Source organism: Paucibacter sp. KCTC 42545 (assembly GCF_001477625.1).
In the GTDB taxonomy this organism is placed as follows: domain Bacteria; phylum Pseudomonadota; class Gammaproteobacteria; order Burkholderiales; family Burkholderiaceae_C; genus Paucibacter_A.
Genome location: NZ_CP013692.1, coordinates 1378446 through 1401054 on the forward strand (window position 1 = coordinate 1378446; position 22609 = coordinate 1401054).

The 22609-nt window shown below is 61.8% G+C and carries 23 protein-coding genes and 1 pseudogene; 10 read left to right on the forward strand and 14 right to left on the reverse strand.

The features are described 5' to 3' along the window. Positions 1–15: 15 nt before the first annotated feature. From istA to mads1, 3 genes and pseudogenes are all read right to left on the reverse strand, one after another. Complete coding sequence (gene istA, locus AT984_RS06125; RefSeq protein ID WP_058718810.1) at positions 16–1566, reverse strand: IS21 family transposase; 1551 nt, start codon at positions 1564–1566, stop codon at positions 16–18. Between the two features lie 257 nt (positions 1567–1823). Beyond that, positions 1824–2570, reverse strand: a pseudogene (locus tag AT984_RS06130) (DEAD/DEAH box helicase); the annotation flags it as partial. Between the two features lie 76 nt (positions 2571–2646). Then, positions 2647–2847, reverse strand: a complete 201-nt coding sequence (mads1, locus tag AT984_RS06135) for a methylation-associated defense system helix-turn-helix domain-containing protein MAD1 (RefSeq protein ID WP_058719335.1) — start codon at positions 2845–2847, stop codon at positions 2647–2649. A gap of 301 nt (positions 2848–3148) precedes the next feature. Here mads1 and AT984_RS23210 point away from each other — a divergent pair, with 301 nt between their 5' ends. The 4 genes from AT984_RS23210 to AT984_RS06160 all read left to right on the forward strand — a co-directional run bounded on the left by AT984_RS23210 (position 3149) and on the right by AT984_RS06160 (position 6199). After that, a complete protein-coding gene (locus AT984_RS23210; RefSeq protein ID WP_197418258.1) occupies positions 3149–3556 on the forward strand; it encodes a hypothetical protein in 408 nt (135 codons plus the stop codon). A gap of 13 nt (positions 3557–3569) precedes the next feature. Then, positions 3570–4169: a type II toxin-antitoxin system MqsA family antitoxin gene (locus tag AT984_RS06145; RefSeq protein WP_082680302.1), complete on the forward strand. Its 600-nt coding sequence runs from the start codon at positions 3570–3572 to the stop codon at positions 4167–4169. Beyond that, positions 4157–4579 (forward strand): hypothetical protein, encoded by a 423-nt coding sequence (locus AT984_RS06150; RefSeq protein WP_058719337.1) that lies wholly within the window; start codon positions 4157–4159, stop codon positions 4577–4579. Before AT984_RS06145 ends, AT984_RS06150 begins: the two co-directional genes overlap by 13 nt. 681 nt (positions 4580–5260) lie before the next feature. After that, on the forward strand, positions 5261–6199 hold the full coding sequence (locus AT984_RS06160) for a DHH family phosphoesterase (RefSeq protein WP_058719339.1): 939 nt from the start codon (positions 5261–5263) through the stop codon (positions 6197–6199). A 112-nt stretch (positions 6200–6311) separates the two neighbouring features. Here AT984_RS06160 and AT984_RS06165 read toward each other — a convergent pair whose 3' ends face one another. The 5 genes from AT984_RS06165 to AT984_RS06185 form a co-directional block, all read right to left on the reverse strand. Further along, positions 6312–6608 (reverse strand): hypothetical protein, encoded by a 297-nt coding sequence (locus tag AT984_RS06165; protein ID WP_058719340.1) that lies wholly within the window; start codon positions 6606–6608, stop codon positions 6312–6314. Positions 6609–6685: 77 nt separating this feature from the next. Beyond that, the gene (locus AT984_RS06170; RefSeq protein ID WP_058719341.1) at positions 6686–7639 is read right to left on the reverse strand and encodes a CysB family HTH-type transcriptional regulator; all 954 of its coding nucleotides are present in this window, start codon (positions 7637–7639) and stop codon (positions 6686–6688) included. A 113-nt stretch (positions 7640–7752) separates the two neighbouring features. Further along, on the reverse strand, positions 7753–8400 hold the full coding sequence (locus AT984_RS06175) for a peroxiredoxin (protein WP_058719342.1): 648 nt from the start codon (positions 8398–8400) through the stop codon (positions 7753–7755). Between the two features lie 78 nt (positions 8401–8478). Beyond that, positions 8479–9075, reverse strand: a complete 597-nt coding sequence (locus AT984_RS06180) for an RBBP9/YdeN family alpha/beta hydrolase (RefSeq protein ID WP_058719343.1) — start codon at positions 9073–9075, stop codon at positions 8479–8481. A gap of 22 nt (positions 9076–9097) precedes the next feature. Beyond that, entirely contained in the window at positions 9098–9316 is a 219-nt protein-coding gene (locus AT984_RS06185) for a TOBE domain-containing protein (RefSeq protein WP_058719344.1), read from the reverse strand. Between the two features lie 234 nt (positions 9317–9550). Here AT984_RS06185 and AT984_RS06190 point away from each other — a divergent pair, with 234 nt between their 5' ends. The 3 genes from AT984_RS06190 to AT984_RS06200 all read left to right on the forward strand — a co-directional run bounded on the left by AT984_RS06190 (position 9551) and on the right by AT984_RS06200 (position 12174). Then, positions 9551–10072, forward strand: coding sequence for a hypothetical protein (locus AT984_RS06190; RefSeq protein ID WP_058719345.1), 522 nt, complete (start codon positions 9551–9553; stop codon positions 10070–10072). Positions 10073–10104: 32 nt separating this feature from the next. Continuing rightward, on the forward strand, positions 10105–10782 hold the full coding sequence (locus AT984_RS06195; RefSeq protein WP_058719346.1) for an exopolysaccharide biosynthesis protein: 678 nt from the start codon (positions 10105–10107) through the stop codon (positions 10780–10782). 108 nt (positions 10783–10890) lie between these two features. Next, positions 10891–12174, forward strand: coding sequence for a putative Na+/H+ antiporter (locus AT984_RS06200; protein ID WP_058719347.1), 1284 nt, complete (start codon positions 10891–10893; stop codon positions 12172–12174). A 43-nt stretch (positions 12175–12217) separates the two neighbouring features. On the opposite strand, the gene AT984_RS06205 is transcribed toward AT984_RS06200, so the two are convergent. Beyond that, positions 12218–12952 carry an arginyltransferase gene (locus AT984_RS06205; RefSeq protein WP_058719348.1) on the reverse strand — a complete coding sequence of 245 codons (735 nt, stop codon included), beginning with the start codon at positions 12950–12952 and terminating at the stop codon, positions 12218–12220. Positions 12953–12980: 28 nt separating this feature from the next. Beyond that, complete coding sequence (gene aat / locus AT984_RS06210) at positions 12981–13736, reverse strand: leucyl/phenylalanyl-tRNA--protein transferase (protein ID WP_058719349.1); 756 nt, start codon at positions 13734–13736, stop codon at positions 12981–12983. Between the two features lie 92 nt (positions 13737–13828). Here aat and AT984_RS06215 point away from each other — a divergent pair, with 92 nt between their 5' ends. The 3 genes from AT984_RS06215 to AT984_RS06225 all read left to right on the forward strand — a co-directional run bounded on the left by AT984_RS06215 (position 13829) and on the right by AT984_RS06225 (position 16389). Continuing rightward, positions 13829–14173 carry an ArsC family reductase gene (locus tag AT984_RS06215; RefSeq protein ID WP_082679822.1) on the forward strand — a complete coding sequence of 115 codons (345 nt, stop codon included), beginning with the start codon at positions 13829–13831 and terminating at the stop codon, positions 14171–14173. Between the two features lie 267 nt (positions 14174–14440). Then, positions 14441–15643, forward strand: coding sequence for an ammonium transporter (locus tag AT984_RS06220; RefSeq protein ID WP_058719351.1), 1203 nt, complete (start codon positions 14441–14443; stop codon positions 15641–15643). A 38-nt stretch (positions 15644–15681) separates the two neighbouring features. Continuing rightward, positions 15682–16389, forward strand: coding sequence for a riboflavin synthase (locus AT984_RS06225; RefSeq protein ID WP_058719352.1), 708 nt, complete (start codon positions 15682–15684; stop codon positions 16387–16389). Positions 16390–16407: 18 nt separating this feature from the next. Here AT984_RS06225 and AT984_RS06230 read toward each other — a convergent pair whose 3' ends face one another. Genes AT984_RS06230 through AT984_RS06245 form a run of 4 tightly spaced genes read right to left on the reverse strand, consistent with a single transcriptional unit; the run spans position 16408 to position 22604 of the window. Further along, the gene (locus AT984_RS06230) at positions 16408–17454 is read right to left on the reverse strand and encodes an eCIS core domain-containing protein (RefSeq protein ID WP_082679823.1); all 1047 of its coding nucleotides are present in this window, start codon (positions 17452–17454) and stop codon (positions 16408–16410) included. After that, positions 17399–18631: a hypothetical protein gene (locus tag AT984_RS06235; RefSeq protein ID WP_058719354.1), complete on the reverse strand. Its 1233-nt coding sequence runs from the start codon at positions 18629–18631 to the stop codon at positions 17399–17401. The genes AT984_RS06230 and AT984_RS06235 overlap by 56 nt, the downstream gene beginning before the upstream one ends. Next, positions 18628–21270, reverse strand: a complete 2643-nt coding sequence (locus AT984_RS22855; protein WP_156421913.1) for an Ig domain-containing protein — start codon at positions 21268–21270, stop codon at positions 18628–18630. Before AT984_RS22855 ends, AT984_RS06235 begins: the two co-directional genes overlap by 4 nt. Further along, positions 21267–22604: an ATP-binding protein gene (locus AT984_RS06245; RefSeq protein WP_058722126.1), complete on the reverse strand. Its 1338-nt coding sequence runs from the start codon at positions 22602–22604 to the stop codon at positions 21267–21269. The genes AT984_RS22855 and AT984_RS06245 overlap by 4 nt, the downstream gene beginning before the upstream one ends. Between the last annotated feature and the right edge of the window lie 5 nt (positions 22605–22609).

A 22609-nucleotide genomic window follows, 5' to 3' on the forward strand; every position in this document is an offset into this window, starting at 1 on the left:
CCTTCTTCAGTGGGGTCAGTGGTAGTAATCGGGGCCGCGCACGTTGTCATGCAGCGGGAGTGCGGCCTGCGTGGCTTGGGCCGGCGCGGCTTGCCGGTCCAAGCCGGTGGCCAGGATCGACTTGACGCTTTGGTAGGTCGGCGAGCGAATCGACATGGCGCGAACGCAGGCCGCTTCCAGCCGCTCGTGGCCGAACTGGCGCGCCAGGCTTTGCAGGCCGAGGCAGGAGCGGTAGCCTTGCTCGGGGTGCGGCCGGTGTTCCATCTGCCAGCGCACCACGGCGGCTGTGGCCACGCCGATGTGCTCACCCCAAGCGATGAGCTTGGCTGGGGTCCACTCTCGGTGCGCCCGGTGGGAGGCCGGCATGTGCTCGGGCGCCGTCGTGTGCGCCCCGCGCCGGACGCTGTAGGCGTGCACGGCCACGCGTTGCTGGCCCGCCAGAATCTCCACCGTGGTCGAAGTGATGCGCAACTCGACCTGCTCGCGCACCAGCCGGTGCGGCACGCTGTAGTAATGGCCATCGAGTTCAACGTGATAGTCAATATTGACCCGGGCGCGCTTGAAGCGGGCGATTGGCATGCGCGCTGCCGGCAGGGGTTTGAGCAGCGGCCGATCCAAGGCCGCGAAGGCGCTGGCCCGACAGCCGGGTAGCTTCTTGAACGGCCGAGCGTTCAGGTCCACCAGCAACTCCCGGACAGCGGCGTTGAGCTCAGCCAGGGTGAAGAAGCGCCGGTGCCGCAGCCGCGCCAGAATCCAACGCTCGACGATTTGCACGCCGACCTCCACCTTGGGCTTGTCGCGGGGATGAGCAGGACGCGCGGGCAGCATCGCCACGTCGTAGTGGTCGCAGAACTCTTCGACCAGACGGCTAGGCGTGGCCTCGTAGCGGTCGGGCCGGGCGATCAGGGCGCGCGCCTGATCCGGCACGATCAGCCGGGGCACGCCACCCATGAACTCCAGCGCATCCATGATGGCGCCGACCCAGTCGGCTGCTGTCTGTGTCGGCGTGGCGCAGGCGAAGGTGTAGTTCGAGGCGCCGAGGACGGCCACGAAGATCTGCGCTTGCCGGATCTCGCCGGTGGCAGCGTCCACCAAGGGCACAGTCTGGCCGGCGTAGTCAATGAACAGGCGCTCGCCGGCCGGGTGGACCTGGCGCATCGAGCGCTTGAGGCCGGTGACCCAGGCGCGGTACTTCACGCAGAAGCTGGTGTACTTGTAGGCTTGCGAGCCGGCGTCGGTCAGACCGCGCTGGTACTCCTCCCAGAGCAATTGCAAGGTGACGCCGGGGCGCTTGAGTTCCTGGTGGACGAGGGCGAAGTCGGGCTCAAGCTGGGTGCTGGACCGAGGCACAGCGGGGCCGTACAAGCGAGCCTCCAAGGCGGCATCGTCCAGCGTCTGGGCGGCGGCCCAGTCCACACCGGCGGCGCGGGCCTTCATAACGACGCTATTGACGGTCGACTTGGCGATGCCAAGCACGCGCGAACACTCGCGCATGCTCAGGCCAGATTCAAGGTGAAGTCGAAGGGTTTGTCGAAGTTGGCGCATGTGAATCCTGGGAGTGGGCATGACGGACCGAAAAATCGGTCAGCATGCCTACGGCTCAGGTCACTTGCGCGCGCCAGGGGTGTCCGGGATCAGTTTGAAACGCTGTCCGCGATCAGCCTGAAATGGTGTCCGCCTTCGTCTGAAACGCTGTCCGCGTTCCGCTGAAATGGGTGGCCGGGATGGGCTGAAATACGCACCTCACTCCCTGCGCGACTTGCGGCTACCGAGTTCGCAACGATGTCGCAGCAGAGTTTGATTCTGGGAATCAATGTGCCGTTTCGCTTGCAAACTGGTGCCAGCCGGGTCCGCAGTGCGGCGAACGCCTGCTCTCTGGGCTGAGCAGTGAACTGGGATCGAAAGCTGTCGATGTCGCCGAAGACTCGGTCATCGATCATGCTGACCAGACCGTAGAGCTCCAGCAGCGAGTTTTGAAGCGGTGTGGCGGTCAGCAGCACCTTGGAATGAACGCGGGCCAACGCCTCTTTCAAGGTCTTGGCAATGACGTTGCTGGTCTTGTAGACATTGCGCAGACGATGCGCTTCGTCGAGCACGACCAAGTCCCAGTCGATGTCCTTGATGTCGTCCGCTTTTGACTTCGCGAACTGGTACGAGCAGATGACCGGCCCCGATGCCATCAGGAATGGGTTCTGCCGTTCCTGCTTGCGGATGGTGTTGTAGTTCTTGGCCTCAAGGATCAGGCCCTGCAGACTGAACTTGTCCTGCAGTTCCTGATGCCACTGCTTGCGCAAGTTGGCGGGCACGATGATCAGGATGCGGCGACGGCGCTCGGCCCAGCGCTGCGAGATGACGAGACCAGCCTCGATGGTCTTTCCGAGCCCGACCTCATCCGCCAGGATGACTCCGCGCGACAGCGGATTGCTGCAGGCGAAGAGGGCCGCCTCGACCTGATGCGGGTTGAGGTCAACCTGTGAGTCGACGAGGGTGGATGCCAGCGACTCGACCGTGTCACCTGCCGCACGTCGCGTCAAAAGCCACGCGTAGTACTGGCTTTGATGCTGCGTCAAAAGCTGCTGCGTTATCAATGGCGATCCTCCCTGTGTTCCTGAGCAGAAGTGATTCGGTTACAGACTTGGCGCACGGTCACTCTGCCTCCGGCTTCTTTTTGTTGATGCTTTCGGCGATCCAACTGTCCAGCTCGGATCGACGAAATCGCCAAGTGCCGCCCAGCTTGAACGCCGGGATCTCACCCTTTTGGGCAAGGCGATAGACCGTCCGCTTACCAGCCTTTAGGTACGCGGCGACCTCTTCTAGCGTCAGAATTTCGCCATCTGTATCAGTCATCAGTTACCTTCAGCTTTTGCCTGCAGTGAAAAACGATTGCCAAGTTTGGCCAATTTTCCCACATTCACCCATTGTTGACTATGCCTAGAACTGGAAGCGTGTCGGTGGCGGCAACCTCCGCTGAAGAAAGGTGACAAGTTGAGGGGCAGCGGCGGGAGGATGTGTTGCCGTCTCAGAGTTCGAGCGCTTGCCACTATGATGCTGTAACGGAGAGCGTCTGACAGTTAGCCAAGGTAAGGCTGGGTCGTTTAACCTGTTCAAAAACACAGTACGCCATCAAAGTTTCTCTAGAATTACCACGATGGTAAAATTTCACGTCATTTCGGAGTACAGTACAACACTCCCCACCAAGGGCGGGGGAGAGAAGATTGCTGGTGGGCCGCTATACGACTTGGGTCGTGTGAGGTCGATAACCGAGAAGGGGACCGGTCTTGTACTGTGGACGAAGGATTGCGTCAAAAACGTTCAGGATCTGGCGTGGGGCCATGACGATGTCATCGGCTTGCTTCACAAGCTCAGTAGCCGTGACTACATTGATTCTGAATGGTGCGAGAACGGAAAAGGCGCATGGGCGGCTTGTGATGCCTATTGTGTCAATCAGAGAGAGTGGGTTCCAACTGCAGGCAAGGAAATGGTGATCAGCTATTTTGTGAAGTTTGCGATCAACAAGCTTGGAACAATGGTGTTGACGGTTTCTTGTCACACCTAAGATGGGGATAAACATGAGTGCCAATGAGCTTTGCTCGGTCTGCGGTGAAGGTCACGTGACGAATCACGCTGATCAAATTGAGACCGAGTACAAAGGGAAAAAGGGACTGGTGCCAATGCATTACAAATGCTGTGATGCGTGTGGTTCTGATTTTGCAAGCGCGGATGAGAGTCGCTTGAATAAACGTGCCGTTTTGGCTTTTCGAAAGTCAGTTGATGGCTTGTTGTCAGGTGCAGAAATTTGTGCCTTGCGCAATCGTTTCGGCATTAACCAAAAGCAAGCTGCAAGGCTGTTTGGTGGGGGTCCTGTTGCTTTTAGCAAGTACGAAAATGACGATGTTGCGCATTCCGAGTCGATGGATAAGCTCTTGCGACTCGTCTTGAAGAGCGAACAAATATTTTGGTCACTCGTTGAGCAAGAGGGAATGGTTGCGGAATTGGCCCCCAAAGGTCCTAAGCAAGTGAGTGGGCCAAGAAAAGTTTTCAGGTCGACGGCTACAAACGTAATCCAGGTTGAGTTCGGCAATGGGTTTTCTGCGCCTACGCTGATTGCGGCGACGCATCGATACCAGCCGGCTGATGAATTGAACGAGGACTTACGATGGAAGCATTGAACGTAAGACCCAAGTTGGTGTCTTTTCGAGCGACTCGATTTCATGGCGAAAATCCTGTATCGACCCAAAAAGCGCAGCCACTGACGTTGGAGCTAACGCAGACAATTGAAGTTGGTCTCGCAATTGAAACCGAAAAAGAAAATCAGTTTCAAGCGATTGTGAAAATTGATTTTGTCGCGACTGCAAAGCAAGCTGATAGCGGTGAGAAGGCTGCTGAATTTACTGCTGGCTACGAAGCCAAGTACGAATATCCAGCTGGCGTTGTAGAGGAGCAGGTGGCGCCTTTGTTTGAACAAGAGGTCTATCAGTACATGCTCGTTTCGCAGTCATTTCCGTTGGCGATGACGCATTTCCGTAGAGAGTTGCAATCGTTCGGAGTTGATGCGCGCATGCTGCCTTTGGGCATTTGACGTGGCCGGTTGCCCAAATAGGCTGATCTGACAAAATGAAACGCGGAGGTGCTTTATGTTCTTCAAGCGGCTTTTCGGAATTTCAGAATCGAACCAAGGTGAGGTTCTGACGAAGGTCAGTGATCGCACTTGGGTCTCATCAACGGGCGAGACCATCAACAAAGTCAGCGACGACGTCAGCATTTCTTCAAGCGGGACCACCTACACGAGAACTGGCCCCACGGTGGTCGGCAGTGATGGGAGTCTATTTACCAGCCTGGGGGGCTCAACGAGTTCCGATGGCAGTGTCCGCATGGGAGACTTCGCGACCGGTAGAGGCGCCACTTTCGAAGATGACGACTCGAAATGGTGACTTGAACAGATGCGGAATCATGCGGATAAATGAGGATGCGCCCCGAACTGGTCCAGACTTCCGCATCTTTCCGCAGGGCTCGGATGCGTCAAGCGCGGTCTAGTAGGGCCACACTTGCACGGAATTGAACCCGGGTCCGCAGCCACCACCATTTTTAAGAAGTCAAAAAGGCCTGAGTCATCAATGACTCAGGCCTTTTTTGTCATTTGATGGCGCCAAATGCCATTTTTGCGCGACGCCTTTTCGGGGGACAGCGCTGGCACCCTTCAGGTTCTTATTTCGAGAGGACATCGGGCGGGGTAGAAAAGTGCGGGGACAATTCGCTCCCTATGAAATCCATTCTCCCTTTGCAACTTTTGCTTGCCCCCTCGCTTGAGGATCCAAACCCGCTGGTGCTGTATCACGGCAAAGGCTGCCCTGACGGTTTTGCTGCGGCGCTGGCCGCCTGGCTGTTTTATGGCGGCCAAGCCGAGTTCCTGGGGCTCGATCATGGGCAGGTGCAGAGCCTGGCCGATCTGCCGCCGGTCGACGGGCGTGCGGTCTACATCCTCGACTTCTCGTTTCCGGCGGAGATTCTGAGCGCCATCGATGCGGCTGCCGCCAAGTTGGTGATGTTGGATCATCACAAGAGCGCGGCTGAAAAGCTCAGCGGCTTCCAATGCCGCTGTGGTGTGGTGCATTTCGATATGAGCAAGTCAGGCGCGCGCTTGGCCTGGGAGTTCTTCCTGCCCGAGCAGCCTTTGCCTGATCTGGTGCGCTTCATCGAAGACCGCGACATCTGGGCCTGGCAATACCCCGAAAGCGGCGCCTATTTGTCGGCGCTGGACATGGAAGCCAAGGAGTTTGAGCGCTGGCAAGAAATTGCCGCTTTCAGCCCCGACGAGACGGCAGCGTTCATGGCGCGTGGCGCGGCGATGGACGAGAAATATCGCAAGCTGTGTGCCGACCTGGCGGAGGGTGCCCAGCCGCTGACCTTCAACGGCATCACCGGTTTGATGGTCAATGCACCGGGCATGTTCCATAGCCTTGTCGGTGATTTGTTGTCGGCCAAGTCCGGCACTTTTGCTTTGATGTGGAGTGCCGGCGCTGGCGGAGCAGTGAAATGCGGGCTGCGTTCGCAGCGCAACTTTGATTGCATCCCGCTGGCCGAGAGCCTGGGCGGTGGCGGGCACGCTCAAGCCTGTGGATTCAGGATGGGCGTGGCCCGCTTGCCGGAGTTGCTGGGCGGCGAGTTCAATGCGCAAGGTAGCGGCGACGCCCAAGCTTGAGCGCTGAGGGGAGGCAGGGCAGCGGAAGCTGAGGCGATCGCCCGGGCCTTCCGCTCTTGTTGAATCCCGCTGAGCGTTAGACCCCGTTTGGCCTCGCTAGACCCGCCTGGCCTCAGGACTTGCGCACCTGCTCGAAGCGGTATTCGTGCTGCGCATCGCGCAGGATCAGCGTGGGCTTGCCTGCCTTGTCGTCACGCACGAATTCGATGCCGCTGATGCCGGGCGAGATGGTGATGAAGCTCTGCGTGCCATCCTCGTTATTGCGCAGCGCGACTTCGCTGCGCCAGTGATCAAACTGGCACGGCACTTTGCCTGCCTTGCGGCTGACCTTGATGTGGTCTGGTTGGGTAGGGCGTTGGCGGCTGGCGGCTGGCTTGCTAATCGCTGGCTCAACACAGGCGGGACTCATGCAAACGCAAGGTGCCCGAATAAGATGCGAGCTGTTTTGGCCGCGCTTAAGCGTGGTCTGGCTCGGCCTCCGGACTCTCAGTCGCCGTGCCCGCTGCGCGCCTGATCTACGGTGGCGCGGTCCAGTGGCGCGGCAAAGGTGGCGATGAAGGCGTAGATGTAGTCGCGCAAATAGGCGTCGCGGCGCACGGCCAAGCGGGTCAAATTGTCGGCAAACAGATGGCGTGCGTCGATGGCGCTCAGATGCTGGTCGCGTTGCTCGTCGTAGGCAATGGCCGCGACGATGCCCACACCCAAGCCCAGATCGACATAGGTTTTAATCACATCGGCGTCCATCGCGGCCAGCACCACATTGAGCTCCAGCCCGGCCTTGCTGAAAGCGTCGTCGATGTGGGCGCGGCCGGTGTAGCCGCTCTCATACGTGACGATAGGGAACTGCGCCAAGCGGGCCAGACTCAAGACCTGACCCTCGGCTGCCAGCGCCTCGGCCTCGGCTGCCAAGGGGTGGCCCAGCGGGACGATGATGTTGTGGGTCCAGCGGTAGCAGGGCAGGGCGACCAGTTCGGTGTACTGGGTCAGTGCTTCGGTGGCAATGCCCACATCGGCCTCGCCGTCCAGCAGCAGGCGCGCCACTTGCTGCGGCGAGCCTTGTTGCAGGTGCAAGGTGACATCGGGATGGGCGGCGCGGAAGTCGCGCACCACCGGCGGCAAGGCGTAGCGGGCCTGGCTGTGCGTGGCGGCGATGCGCAGCGTGCCGCTGCCGGCCTGGGCGTAGTCATCACCGGCGCGCTTGAGGTTGTCGGCTTCGTGAAGCAAGCGCTCGACGATGGGCAGCACATTGCGGCCCGGTTCGGTCAGGCCGGTCAGGCGCTTGCCGGCGCGGTGAAAAATCTCAATGCCCAGTTCGTCTTCCAGCTCCCTGATTTGGCGGCTGACGCCCGGCTGCGAGGTGTGCAGCGCCAGGGCTACTTCGGTGAGGTTGAAGCCGCGGCGCTGCGCTTCTCGGACGGATCTCAATTGTTGGAAATTCACGCTCAGCCTCAGTCGTTATTTGTTTTCCATTGTTAGAGAAAGAGGCTGCGCTTGTCCTCCAAGCATTTCTGCTAACGATATGAGCAATTGCGGCAATGCCGCCCTCACAAGGATCAAGCGGCTCGTTTGGGCAGGGTGGTGTAGCGCAGATAAGGGCGCACGGCTTCAAATCCCTGCGGGAACTTCTGTTTGAGCAGTTCCGGGTCTTGCAGCGAAGGCACGATCACCACATCGTCGCCGTCCTGCCAGTCGGCCGGCGTGGCCACGCTTTGGTACTCGGTCAACTGCAGCGAGTCGATGACGCGCAGGATCTCGTTGAAGTTGCGGCCGGTGGACGCCGGGTAGGTGATGATCAGCCGAACCTTTTTGGCCGGGTCGATGATGAAGAGCGAGCGCACGGTCAGCGTGGCCGAGGCATTCGGGTGAATCAGGTCGTAGAGTTCGCTGACACGGCGGTCGGCATCGGCCAGGATAGGGAAATTCACCTCGGTGCCCTGGGTGTCGTTGATGTCGGTGATCCAGGCCAGATGCTTGTCCAGCGGGTCCACCGACAGGGCGATGGCCTTCACATTGCGGCGCGAGAACTCGTCTTTGAGCTTGGCCGTGCGGCCCAACTCTGTCGTGCAGACCGGCGTGAAATCGGCCGGGTGCGAGAACAACACGCCCCAGCTATCACCCAGCCATTGGTGGAAGCTGATCGGGCCTTCGGTGGAAGCTTGTTCAAAGTCAGGGGCGAGGTCGCCCAGGCGCAGGCTTGGCATGCTTGTATTTCCTTTTTGGGGTGCAGGTGAAATGAGGGTTAGTTTTCTTGGTGTCTGCAGCATGGAGACCACGAGGCCTCAAACCGCGAACGACCATTCGCTGAAGTTCGCATGGCTGGGTCGATGCTCGCGCGCCGCGCGGGCCTTGGCGGCCTCCACCCAGCGCTTGGCCAGAGGGAAGGGGCCAAAGCCGGATTCGGTGTTGATATGCCCGACTGCGCCGAGATTGCTGAAGTTGGAACCCCAGCGCGAAGCCCAGCGCAGGGCCGAGGCGGCGCTCATCCAGGGATCGTTCTGGCTGGCAATCAGGCTGCTGGGCACCGGCAGGCGGTGATGCGGCAAGGACTCGGCCAGGCCGAATCTGTCGGGCTCGGCCGGGGCCACCAGCAGCACTTGGCGGATGGGGCTGTCAGCATGGTCTGCAAGATGGCGCACCAGGGCCAAGGCGCCAAAGCTATGGGCCACCGCAATCCATTCGCCGGGGCCGGCGGCGTCCAGCGTGGTCTTGATGCGGTCAGCCCAGCGTTGCAGATCGGGCTGGCTGAAATCGCGCTGCTGCACCCGGCGTGAGTCGCGGAACTGCTGTTGCAGCCAGGTTTGCCAGTGGCCGTGGCCGCTGTCGTGCAAGCCAGGGACGATCAATAAGCGTGGGCTGCGGTAGGGATTGCTCAGCATGGCGGGCGCTCCTTCTTGGACGTCAGAGAGTGGCGATCGACACTTCGGTGGACTTCACCAGCGCCACCACCTCGCGGCCCACCATCAGGCCTAACTCCTTCACCGAGCGGGTGGTGATGACCGAGGTGACGATCTGCCCGCTGGGCGTCTGCACATCGACCTCGGACACGACAGGCCCTTCGATGACTTCTTTGATGACGCCGCGAAACTGGTTGCGGACATTGATGGCGGTGATGCTCATGGAGCCTCCTCTGATTGCGTGCCGTCAGCTTAAGGAGGGCCTGCGCGCGGTCCAAGGAATGCGTTCGCACTTGCTCATACCCTGGCCGCATATGGGCTGCTGCAGGTTCGGGCCTGCGCCTTGAGCGACTCTTGCGCGACGCGTGTTTTGTGCGATGAGCGCGCCAATCGCTGCAAATGCCATGGGCTTAGCGGCGGACTGTTCGTAAAAAGCGCAGCGTCATTCAGCCTCGGCATGGTTTCCAAGACGCAGGCCGAAACCTATCCTGCAAGCCTGTTCGAAGCGGGCCTGTTCGGCTTTGCTTCGCCACCCTTGACGCTTGCCAACGCTGCAGACGCAGCACAAAGTTACCCGATGAAGATTGCCGTTTGGATTGTTTTCGCCATGCTGGCCGCGCTGTGGACCGGTGCGGCCCTTTTGTTCGTGACGGTCAGCGAATGGGCGGCCGGCCTGCTGGCCTCGGGTCAGGCGGAGCAACTGGGAACGGCCGCCGCCACCATGCCTTTGCCACCGGCCCTGGCGTTGTGGATTGATCCGGCCACCGTCAAATTGGCGCAGGACGGCGTGCTGTGGTTGCTCAACAGCGCGCGCGATGTGCTGCCGCTGCTGGGCTCGGCCATGGGTTGGTTGGAGCCTGTGATTTGGCTGCTGTGGCTCTTCGGCCTGGTGGTGATGTTGGTCTTGGCGGGTGCTGCCCATGTGCTGCTGGGCCGTGTGCCCAGCGTGCAGCAGCTGCGCCAGCAGGCCGGCATCTGATCCCAGCGAAGCGTTAGTTAGATAGTTAGCCCATGTCCAAGCAACTGGCCGAGTCCTTTCGCCGCGCCGCGCAGGAGCATCTTCACGATCACGCAGTAGCACCTGCCGAGGCCAAAGTCTTGGGCGGCGTGCGCGACCTGTCCTTGCCCGATCTGCTGCGCTTGCACGGTGAGGCCTCGGCCGCCGTGCTCTTGCTGCTGATGGCGGTGCTGAGTGTGATGCCCCTGGCCGGAGTGGGCACGCTGCTGAGCTTTGTGATCTTCGCCCTGGCGTGGCGCTGGAGCACGGCGCTGGATGAGCGCATCGTGCCCGAGCGGCTCAGCCGGGTGCGCTTGAATGCGCAGTGGTCACGTCGCTGCCTGAAATTCCTGGCCTGGATGTATGGCTTGTCGGATCGCTTGATGAAGGCGCGCTGGCACTGGGCCAGCCATCGCCGCACCCACAAGGGCTGGCGCTTATGGATCGCTTTGATGGGCTTGCTGATCTTGCTGCCGGTGCCTTTTGGCAATGTGCTGCCCAGCATCAGCCTTGTGCTGCTGAGCCTGGGTTGGATGTTCCGCGATGGTCTGGCCTTGCTGGCAGCGGCGGTGGTGGGCTCGGGAGCGTTTGCCTTTGCGCTGATGATGGGCCATGTGCTGGTGGATGTTGCGCAGCGCGGCTTGGCGTTCCTGACCCGCTGGACCGGGTTGGAGCTTGGCGCCTTGTTCTGAATTGGATCTGATACGCGGCAGGTAAAATGCCTCCGGGTGCTTGGCCGCAATGGGCGGCTGGGCAGGTGAACAGCGAAGGTCGGGCCGCCTCGCCAATTTTGTGCGAGCATGTTCCAGATCCCTCCCGCTATTGCCAGCCATGCCACCGAGGTGTTTGCTGCCCTCGTGTTCGCCATCGCGCTGATTCACACTTTTTCCACCAAGTTTTTCGAGAACCTCGCGCACAGCCGCCCCCGCCATGCGGGGCTGTGGCATTTGCTGGGCGAGGTCGAGGTGGTGTTCGGCTTCTGGGCCCTGGTGCTGATGCTGTTCATGTTTGCCGTGCAGGGCGAGCATCAGGCCATCACCTACCTCGAAAGCCGAAATTTCACCGAGCCGATGTTTGTGTTTGCCATCATGGTGATCGCAGGCACCCGGCCGATTCTTCAGTCCGCCATGGCGGCCGTGCGCCTGATCGCGCGCAACCTGCCCCTGCCGGGCAGCGTGGGCATGTATGTGCTGGTCTTGGTGTTGGTGCCCTTGCTTGGCTCATTCATCACTGAGCCGGCGGCCATGACCTTGGCCGCCTTGATGCTGGCGGAGAACTTCTTCGCCCGGCCAATCTCAACACGATTGAAATACGCCACCCTGGGTGTGCTGTTCGTGAACATCTCCATCGGCGGCACGCTGACTTCATTTGCCGCGCCACCGGTCTTGATGGTGGCAGCTAAGTGGGGCTGGGACAGCAGCTTCATGCTGGCCACCTTCGGCTGGAAGGCGGCGGTGGCGATTGCGGTGAACACCGCCGGCGTGGCCCTGATATTTGGCAAGGAGTTGGCGCGCTTGCCCTTGCAAGAGGCGGCGGCCACCGATGCGCCGCCGGTGCCCAAGGCCTTGGTGCTGGTGCACCTGATGTTTCTTGCCGGCGTGGTGCTGTTCGCCCATCATCCGGCGGTGTTCATGGGCTTGTTCTTGTTCTTCCTCGGCGTGGCCACCGCCTATCAGCGGCATCAGGATCGGCTGATCCTGCGTGAGGGCTTGTTGGTGGCCTTCTTCCTGGCTGGCTTGGTGGTGCTGGGTGGTCAGCAGCAATGGTGGTTGCAACCGGTTTTGATGAGCATGAGCAGCGAGGCCGTGTTCTACGGCGCGACGCTCTTGACCGCGGTGACCGACAACGCCGCGCTGACCTATCTGGGCTCTCTGGTGGAAGGGCTTTCAGAGGGCTTCAAGTACGCGCTGGTGGCCGGCGCTGTGACGGGCGGCGGCTTGACCATCATCGCCAACGCACCCAACCCGGCGGGCATTGCGGTGCTGCGCCCGCATTTCGATCGCCAGACTGTGCACCCTCTGGGCTTGCTGATGGCGGCCTTGTTGCCGACCTTGGTGGCGGCCGCCGCTTTCAAATACCTTTGATCGACTGCGGGGCTGAACGCGGCGCCAGTCGGCTCCGCTTGAATCAGTCCTGCTGAACCCACTGCCCATCCAGGCGCAGCTGGTGCGGGCGGTACTTGGCCTTGTACGCCATCTTGGGGCTTTCGGCGATCCAATAGCCCAGGTAGAGGTGAGAGAGCTGCAAGTCCTTGGCCTGGCGGATCTGCCACATCACGTTGTAAGTGCCATAACTGGCATTTTCGTCGGGCTCGTAGAAGGTGTAGACGGCCGACAAGCCGTCGCTGAGGATGTCCAGAATCGACACCATCTTGAGCGTGCTGCTGCCATCGGCCTGCAGCTCGCGGAACTCCACCAGGCGCGAGTTGATGCGGCTTTGCAGCAGGAACTGGGTGTACTGGTCGACGCTGTCGTTGTCCATGCCGCCGCCGGAATGGCGACCGGTCTGGTAACGCAGATAGAGCTCGTAATGCTCCTGGCTATAGCCCAAACGAAGCACCCGGGCTTGCAGGTTTTGATGCTGCGTCCAGGCGCGCCGCTGGCTGCGCGTGGCGCGGAACTCTTGCACCGGGATGCGCATCGGCACGCAGGCCTTGCAACCATCGCAGTGCGGCCGGTAGGTGAACAAGCCGCTGCGCCGAAAGCCGGCCTCAACCAAACCTGAGTAGGCGTCGGCGTGAATCAGATGGCTGGGCGTTGCTACTTGCGAGCGCGCTTGCCGACCCGGCAGATAGCTGCAGGTATAGGCCGCAGTGGCATAAAACTGCAGTTTGGCGAGCGGGAGATCCTTGGGGTAGGTCACGGCGGGGCGGGTCAGTGGGGTTGGGACCTTAGCACTCATCGGCAAAGCTGCCGCCGAGCTGGGTCCACAGGGCGGGATGATAGTGCCATGCCGTCGGCGCAGCTTGCGGGCAGACCTGAGCCAAATGCGCTTCGAAGGCCGTGCGCGGCACCTCGGCCGCGCCCATGGAGGCGAGGTGGCGGGTGTTTTGCTGGCAGTCGATCCAGGTAATGCCATGCGACCGGCACAGGCAGATCAGCGCGGCCAGGGCGATTTTTGAGGCATCGCTGCGCCGCATGAACATCGATTCGCCGAAGAACATGCGGCCCAGGTTGACGCCGTACAGCCCTCCCACCAATTCGCCCCCCATCCAGGTTTCAATGCTGTGCACACAGCCGTCTTGCTGGGCCCAGGCCAGGTAGGCGGCCTGCATCTCGGGCAGGATCCAGGTGCCAGATTGGCCTTCGCGCGGCGCCTCGGCACAGGCGGCCAGCACCTCGGGCAGGGCGCTGTCGACGCGAATCTCACACTCGGCCGAGCGCACAAAGTGGCTCAGCGTCTTGCGCAGCGAGCGCGAGAGTTTGAAGTTCGCGGTCTGCAAAACCATGCGCGGATCAGGCGCCCACCACAGCGGCGGCTGACCCGGCCCGTACCAGGGGAAGATGCCTTGCGAGTAGGCCGCACGCAGGCGCGCGGGGCGGAGGTCGCCACCCGCGGCCAGCAGGCCCGGCGCGTCGGATTCCGGCCCCAGCGCGCGGCTGCTGGGCGGGAAGCTCAGGGTGGAGTCGTCAAGCCAATCAATCATCTTGCCTGCATGGTAGCGGTTGGCGATGGGCTGGCGGCGGGCTGGCGGCCGGCGGTGGCAAGGGCCAGCCCTAAACTGGCGGCATGAAGACAATGATTGTTTACGGTATTCCGAACTGCGACACGGTCAAGCGGGCGCGCACCTGGCTGACCGAGCATGGTCAGGCCTTTGAATTTCACGATTTCAAAAAAGCCGGCGTGCCGGCCGAGCAGGCCCAGCGCTGGTTGGCCGAGCTGGGTTGGGAGGCGGTCATCAACCGCGCCGGCACCACTTGGCGCAAGCTGGATGAGGCCGACAAGGCCGGTGTGGTGGACGCCGCCAGTGCCTTGGCCCTGATGCTGGCCCAGCCCAGCGTGATCAAGCGCCCCATTGTGGAATGGCCTGATGGTCGTTTGAGCTTGAGCTTCAAGCCGGAATTGTTCGCGCAGTACCTCTGAGCCGCTGAGCGGGCCGCCTCGGCCTGAGCGTCGTATTGCGCCACTCTGAGGCGTGACGGCACTGTTTTTGTGCGAAACGCTGCATATTGGTGCGAATAGCGCCAGGGGCAGCGGTCCTGCGCTGCGCCAATGTGGGCATCGTTCTTGCTGTTTCGGTGCGGTAGATCCCGACCTTGGTGCGTTGCTGCGGCAGTTCTTGTCCAGTTTGCTGCGCCGGCGCGGGGTCTTTCCCCCACAGCGAGACGAGAGAAAAGGCCACGCAGCTTCATGGAGACCCTCAGTCAAGGCGCGAATGCGCTATTTATTTTGCTCGGCGCCATCATGGTGCTGGCCATGCACGCAGGCTTCGCCTTTCTGGAGCTGGGCACCGTGCGCAAGAAGAACCAGGTCAATGCCCTGGTGAAAATCTTGGTGGACTTTTCGGTCTCTACCGTGGCGTATTTCCTGGTTGGCTACGGGGTGGCTTACGGCACGCATTTCTTCACCGGCGCCGAGAGCCTGGCGGCCAAGAACGGCTATGAGCTGGTGAAGTTCTTCTTCCTGCTGACCTTCGCGGCGGCCATCCCGGCCATCGTGTCCGGCGGCATTGCGGAGCGCGCCCGTTTCGGCCCGCAGCTGATCGCCACCGCGGTCATCGTCGGCCTGATCTACCCCTTGTTCGAGAGCGTGGCCTGGAACCAGGCGTTCGGCGTGCAAGCCTGGCTCAAAGCCAGCTTTGGCGCGGAGTTCCACGATTTCGCCGGCAGCGTGGTGGTGCACGCCGTGGGCGGCTGGATCGGCCTGGCGGCCGTGATGCTGCTGGGCCCGCGTATGAATCGCTACAAAAAGGACGGCGCCATCAGCGCCCATCCGCCCAGCAGCATTCCCTTCCTGGCCTTGGGCGCCTGGGTGCTGGCGGTGGGCTGGTTCGGCTTCAATGTGATGAGCGCCCAGACTCTGGACAAGATCTCCGGCCTGGTGGCGGTGAACAGCCTGATGGCTATGGTGGGTGGCACTTTGGCGGCCACCTGGGCCGGCCGTAACGACCCCGGCTTTGCCTACAACGGCCCCTTGGCCGGCCTAGTGGCGGTGTGCGCGGGTTCCGACCTGATGCATCCGGTGGGCGCCCTGGTGGTGGGCGCGGTGGCGGGCATCATCTTTGTCCAGATGTTCACTCTGACCCAGAACCGCTGGAAGATCGACGATGTGCTGGGCGTGTGGCCGCTGCATGGCTTGTGCGGTGCCTGGGGCGGCATTGCTTGCGGCATCTTCGGCAGCAGCTGGGCGGGCGGCATTGGCGGCGTCAGCCTGATGGCGCAGTTGATCGGCACCTTGATGGGGGTGGTGTGGGCCGCGCTCGGCGGCTTGCTAGTTTACGGGGCTTTGAAGCGCTTCGTCGGCATTCGCCTGAGCCAGGAAGAAGAGTTTGACGGCGCCGACCTGTCCATCCACAAGATCGGCGCCACGCCCGAGCGTGAGGTCAGCTGGTAAGCTCAGCGCCTTGTTTTCGTTCTGGCATCGTTCTTCCCATGTTCACAGGCATTGTTCAAGGCATCGCGCAGGTCGCGGCCCTCACTGACCGACCCGGTCTGCGCAGCTTCACCCTGGCCTTCGCGCCGGGATTCTGCGAGGGGCTGGAAATCGGCGCCAGCGTGGCCTGCGACGGCGTTTGCCTGACGGTCACCCGCCTGGTGGATGCCAACCAGGCCGAGTTCGACGTGATGCAGCAAAGCCTGGCCCTTACCACCTTGGCCGGCTTGCAACTCGGTAGCCGCATCAATGTGGAGCGCGCAGCCCGCGACGGCGCCGAAATCGGTGGCCACCCCTTGTCCGGCCATGTGGACTTCATGGCCACGCTGGCCAGCATCCGCCGCCCTGAGAACAACCATGTGCTGCGCATTCAAGTGCCCGCACCCTGGATGCGCTACATCTTCAGCAAGGGCTATATCGCCATCAACGGCGCCAGCCTGACGGTGGCCGAGTCCGACCGCAAGGCCGGCTGGTTCGAAGTCTGGCTCATCCCCGAAACCTTGCGCGCCACCACCTTCGGCGAGAAGGCCGAGGGCGCAGCGCTCAATATCGAGATCGAACGCCAGACCCAGGTCTTTGTGGACACGGTGCGGGATGCGCTGGAAGAAAAGCTGGGTCCTTTGCTGCCGGCGCTGGAGAAGTTGCTGGCGGAGCAGGGGCAGAGCTTGGATGCGTTGGCTGAGCCGGTGAAGACGCTTAAGGCATAAGCGCCAGAGGCCTGAGGCCTACTCCGAGTCGGACTCCGAGTCGGTATCGGAGTGGTTTCCTCGGCCGTCTTCAAAGAGATCCAGGGGATCATCCTCGCCGCCACCTCCGGGATGCTGGAGTACGCGCCTGGAGCCTCGCAGTGCTTGCTTGGCTTGGGTCGCTCGCGCTACCTCCCAAAGTAGGTTTTGACCTTCACGACCACCATAGGTCGCCTTTGACGAATTCCCCTGCACGGCCGCGTTGATATGGCGTTCGATGCGCTCTTGAACCTTTGCCGTGGATTTGCTGACGCCACTCTTTTTTGAACTTGCCTTGTGCTTGTTGCCCAGCTTGACGCCTCGTTCTTGGGTGCGATCCAAAACGTCGCCATCCGGGCAAGGTCCGTTGTTGTGGAAAGCATGCCCCCGGTCGCACATCAGCTGCACCGCTTCCTGCTGGGGCGGGGCGGACGCCAATGCGCTGAAATTCGGGCTTAGGCAGCTGCCGCAAGCGCAGCCGCTTTCGTGGGCGCCGTTGACTTGTTGCAGGGCGCGTTCGCCCATTTGATCGGCTTCGCGCTCAAGCGCCTCATCGTCGTTGATGTTGGTGCCCTTGAGCTGCCGGGTTGAGCTCACCCGGCCTTGTGCTTGCTGCACCAAGTGCCAGGCCTCATGAGGCAAATGCTGCTCTTGGCCGGGCCCCAGGTGAATGTCTTGTCCCTGGGCATAGGCCAGGGCATTGAGTTGTGCCGGTTTCGCGGAGTTGCGGTGCACATTGACACCAGCCAGATCAACTCCGCTTAGCTGTGCGATGCCCTTGGCCAGAGCGGCAGGCAGTGCGTTGCGAGCGCCTGGGGCTCCAACTCCCTTGAGCTGCGCAATTTGCTCGCGTTGGAGAGTCTGCCGTGAACTGTCATCGGCGGTCTGGCTGGCCAGCGCCGGGCCGCGTGCAGTGTGGACCTCGTCATGGCTGTGCCGTGCTGGCTGGGTAATGCGAGTTTTCATCTTCCTACTCCCCGAACTGAATAGATCAAATGACTTTCTTTTCCTTGTCCTTCTTGACGCCGCTGAACCATTGACCTGCATTGGAAACCCCGCCTAACAAGGGGTTGCCGGTCTCCCAAGTGTTCTCGCGCGCAACGATTGAATTGCTGGGAACGGTTGAGGTCAATACCTCCATATTGCGGTAACCACTGCGGATGACCTTCTTCCTACGCCCCATCCAAGTGGCTGGAAAATCGCTCTCGGGCCGGCGTATCTTGTGTCCACCTTGGTCTTCTGGTGCCAATGTCCATTGTGCGAATCGGTCAGACTGATCGACCTTAGACAGGTCGGTCACGATTCTTCCGTGTGGTTGCAACTCCTCGCCGGGTTTGGGCGCTCCGAAGTTGTCGTGTGCATTACTTAGGATCGGGTGTTTGCTCGCCGTGTGGCTGAAGGCAATTTGATTCGTACCGCCGCCGAAACTCTGTTGCAGAAACTCGCGGTCCGTTTTGGTGAAAGGTGTCCCGTGCAATGGGTCCGTGGCCTTTTTCTCTCCGAATTTTCCGCCGTCGCCATGGTGGCTTGCGCCGGTGGGAAGCAAATCTTTGTTGCCGTCAATCTTGGCAATATCGAATTGGTTAAGTTCGCGCCGAATGTAGCGGGGCATGAAGGTGTCGTTGTGTCCCTTGACATACTCTTTGCCATCATCGCCTGGGCGTTTGAATACGCCGTTTGTTTCGACGCCGTAGTAGCGCTCACCGTCTAGGTACTGTTCAGCGTTTAGGCCATGCTCATCGCGAATCCCTTTGAGGGTCTGGCCATATTTTTTTCGTGCCGCCTCCATGCCGCTGTTGTAGCTGTCGTCCGACAGATCCGCCTGTGCCTTTATTTGGTCCTCGCTGAGCCCAGTGGTCACTCGGCTCGGTAGCCAGTTCATTCGCGTCGTCTGCTTTTCTGAGATTCGCAGTTCCCGAGCGACTCGAATTTGCTCGGCAATGCGTTTGCGCTTGTCTTCATCTTCAATCTTGCTCAGATCAACGCGCCCTTTGCGCTGCACCACGCCGGCGCCTGCGGGGCCGGTTTGTGGCGCCGCAGGTGGGGCGACGCTGCGCATCAGCTGCGTCATCAATGCGCCTTGAGCCAGCTGGCGGGGGCTGATGTTGGCCTCTGTGCTGGCGCCAAAACTGTCGCTTTGCACCGAGGCAGCGCTGCTCAAGGCTGCGGCTTGCAAGGGCTCTCGCTCGGCGTGGCTGGCTGGGGCGTTTTGTCTTTGCTTCATGGCGGCTTCACCTTGGGCTTGAACAGGGTCCACAAGGCCAGCGCCAAGAGCAGGCCCAGCATGACAATGGTCTGCCCGCTGCCCTCACGGACGCGGGCCAGGGCCGGGTCGCAGTGCAGCAGCATGGCGCCGACGATCAGCGTGGGGACACCCCCTAGCAAGGCGTAACGCCCGTATTTGGCGCGTAGTTCGCAGCTGAGTTGCAAGAGCAGTACGCTCAGCAGGCCGATGAGCAATAGCAACTCAAAGGCCAGGCGCACCCACCAGCGCTGGATGCAGACGAAGCTGCAGATGGCGCTGTCCAGGCTATTGCCGGCTTGGCTGCTGAACACCGCCAGCAAGCTCTTGGCCGCCGCGGGTGACCAGTACTCGCCTGCCAGCGGCAAGGGCCAAAAGGCGATGCCGCCGAAATTGTCTTCGGCGTAAATCAGGTCATCGTCGAGTTGCTGCTCATTGGCTTGTGGCAGCGACAGCAGGGGAACGATTTTGCGCAGAAAGATGCGGCGGTTATTGCCATGCAATTCGGGCGCGTTCTCGATCAGGGCGCGCAAGGTTTTTTTGTTCAGCTTGCTGGGTTCTGAGAGCAGCACGATGAAGCGCAGCGTGACCTGGCTGCCGGGCTCGTAGCCGCTGGGAGTTTTCGATTCGGCGATGCGGTCTTCTTGCATGCGCGGCTCTTCCACCGCCTTGATGAAGTCGAACAGGCGGGCGATGTCATAACTGCCAGTGACGCCTAAAAGATGATCCGGTACGACGATGTTGAGCGCATAGGGCCGGCCGCCCTTTTTGAGTTCCGACGCCATGGCCAGTACGAAGCGGTGGAAGAAGTCCTCGAAGCGCGGGCGCAAGGGATCATTTCCGGCGGGCGCTTCATCAAAGAATAGGGTGATGCCGTCGCCTAAGGTCTGTACCTCGCCAAAACCGGGCATGGCGGCCTTGGCGCGGGAGGCGAGGTCTTGCAGCGAGCTGTCGATCAAGGCACGCGCTTGCGGCGGGATTTGGTCGAGCATCCTTTGCGTCAACGCCGCGCGCTCTCCGGCGGGCTCGGTGGCCAGAAATTGCCAGTCATTGCGGTAGATGGTGAAGTCAATCTTGCTGCCGTGGCGCCGGGCCTCACGAATGAACTGGGTGTGTGATTCCGGCCAGTCTTGCGGCCGGGCATCGGCCAGGCTTTCGCCGGCGAAGCCCAGGGCGAAGAAGTTGATGCGGTTGATCATGCTGAAGTCGAGCTTGTTCGCATCCGGTGCGGGCGCCAGCCAGGCGGGGTAGAAGGCGATGATCGGCTGGGTCAGGTCATCGCGCAGGCAGGCGCAGTCGGCGCCGTCCAGCACGATGGGTGTTTGAATGCCGACCGGGTGTGCGGGCTTGGCCGCCGCCAAGTTGATCACGGTGCGCCGCAAGTCCGGCGGCAAGATGCTGGGGGCCAGGTCTTGCCAGGCCAGTGGCTTGCTGGCCTGGGCCGGTGCTGGGGGCTTGCGCGCCAGTGCGGCCCAGTCGGGCGGGCAGGCGCGGGCGAATTCGCTGTCGCTGGGGGGCGTTTTGCCTTCTTTGGCGGCGCTGCTGTTCAGCAAGGCCCGGCTGAATTGGCATAGCTGCGCGTCCAGCGCGGCCTCGAAGAGATGGCGAGTCGGGTATTCGACGCCCAGGAGCGGTTGCAGGATTTTCTCGATTTGCTTGAGCTGCGCGGCGGGCAGCACAGGCATGTCCTCTGCGGCGGCGGTGGCTGCGGTGGAGGAGGAGGGGTTTGCGCTTGCCGCACCGGCTGCGGGGCGCGCGGTGGCCGCATTGCCTGCTGTTGATGCTGCGGAAACGCTGGGCTCGCTACTGGGTAGGGGCTCAGTCCCTTGCTGGGCGGCTTGCTGCGCCGCTTCGGCTGCAGCCGCGGCCTCCGCCGCTTGAGCAGCTTCGGCGGCCGCCTTCAGCTGCTCGACAAAATTGGCGGGCAGTTGGTAGGTGGTGATGGCAGTGCGCGGCGGCTCCGGCGTCAGGCCTTGGGCGTCCGCCGCGCTGAGCGTTTTCAGCGGCGGTGCTGGCTTGGGCGCGGACGCGCTGCTTGCCGCTGCCGTGGGCTTGCTGGCGCCAGGTGCGCCACTGACCTTGAGTGTGTAGGCTTGGGTCACGCTGCGCCCATCAGCGTCGCTGAGCCTGACCTCAAAGGCCTGGGTTTCGGGCTGGCTGGGCTTGCCGAAGATGGCGCCGGTCTCGCTCAGGCTCAGGCCTAGCGGCAACTGCCCTTGGGCGAGGGCAAAGCTCAGCGGTGCTTGTCCGCCCAGGGCCAGGATTTGGTGCAGATACTGGCGCCCCACCAGGGCCGAGGGCAGGCGTGCCGTGCTGATGTCTAAATTGAAGGTGGGGTTGGGCAGGCAGTTGGCTGTGGCAGGCTTGGCCGTGCTTGAAGCGGAGGCTGAGGCGTCGCTGCTGCAGGCTGGCAATGTGGATGCAAGGCTTGCCGGCTTAGTGCTGGTCGATGCCACGGCAGACGAGGCCGTGGCGGCTGCTGCCGGCGCGGATGTCGCTGTGGATGCTGGCGAGGACACTGGCGCAGGCACTGGCGTGGAAGCGGGCACCAAAGGCAGTCCAAGCAATCCCAGCGCCAAGCCCAGCAGGGCGGCCACGGGTCGAGGCAGCCGGTGGTTCATAAGGTCTTGCCTTCCTTGCGCAGTTCTTTGGCCAAGCTGGCGCGCAATTCAGCCGGCAAGATCTTGTTGCGTTGTTGGCGCCTAGCGCTCAAGGCGGCATGGCGAATCACATTGGCAATTGCCCCGCCCGAGATCTCGTACTGCTGCGCCACCTGTTTCAGATCCAACTCCGGGCTGAGGTAGTCCGCCGCCAGCATATTGCGCCACAGGCGCAGGCGCTGCGGCGCATCGGGCAGGGGGAAGTACACCATGCTTTGGAAGCGGCGCGAGAAGGCTTCGTCCAGATTGCCGCGCAAATTACTTGCCAGTATGACGATGCCGGGGAAGTCCTCGATGCGTTGCAAGAGATAGGCAATCTCCTGGTTGGCATGGTGCTCGTTGGCGGTGTTGGCGGCGCTGCGCTTGCCGAACAAGGCATCGGCCTCATCGAAGAACAGAATCCAGTTGCGGTTCTCGGCTTGGTCGAACACGCGGGCCAAGTTTTTTTCCGTTTCACCGATGAATTTGGACACCACCATGGACAGATCTATCCGGTAAACATCCGCCGCGCACTTCTGCCCGATCAAGGTGGCGGTCAGTGTTTTGCCGGTGCCAGGCGGGCCGTAGAACAGTGCGCGGTAGCCGGGCTTGAGGCTGCGCGCTAGGCCCCAGTCCTGCATCAGGCTGCTACCCCAATTCATCCAGGCCGTCAGCTGCAAGACTTCGTCCATCACCTCGGGGGCCAGCACCAAATCATCCCAAGTCAGCGGGCTGGTGATGAGCTTGGCGGGAAACTGGGCGTTGAAGTCTGGCTTGTCCTTGTGGCCGGTGCAAAGCAGTTGCAGGGTCTCGGCGCTGAGCGCCAAAGCGCCGCTGAGCTGTGGCTCGGCGGGCGCTGGGGTCAGCAGCTGCAGCACGTTATGGCGGGAAAAGGCGTGCTGTGGGTCGAACAGGTTCAGCAGCGCCAAGCGTGCGGATAGATCCTCACCGGCGATGACAAAAGCCGCTGTTTCGCCGGTCGGCAAAAAGCCGCCATGGCCCTGGGCTTTTTGGCCACCGAACTCGGTAAAACCGCGGTCCAGGTTCTGGTTGCGCATGAAGAGCAGGTCCAGCGCGGCGGGCCGCAGATGGGCACACAGGGCCAGGGCCAGCAGGGCCCGCTCGGCCTTGCCCAGCGCCAGTTGGGTGATCAGCTGGGCCAACTGGCTGGCAGGGTCCAGCTGCGGGGGCTCGGGCGCCTGGGCCAAGCCGGCGCCGCTTTGCTGAAAATGGTGCTCCAGGCGCTGGGTCAGCACCTGGCCGAACCAGTCGAGTTCCTGGCTCAAGGCCTGGGCGTGGATGGGATTGCTGTCCATGGCCA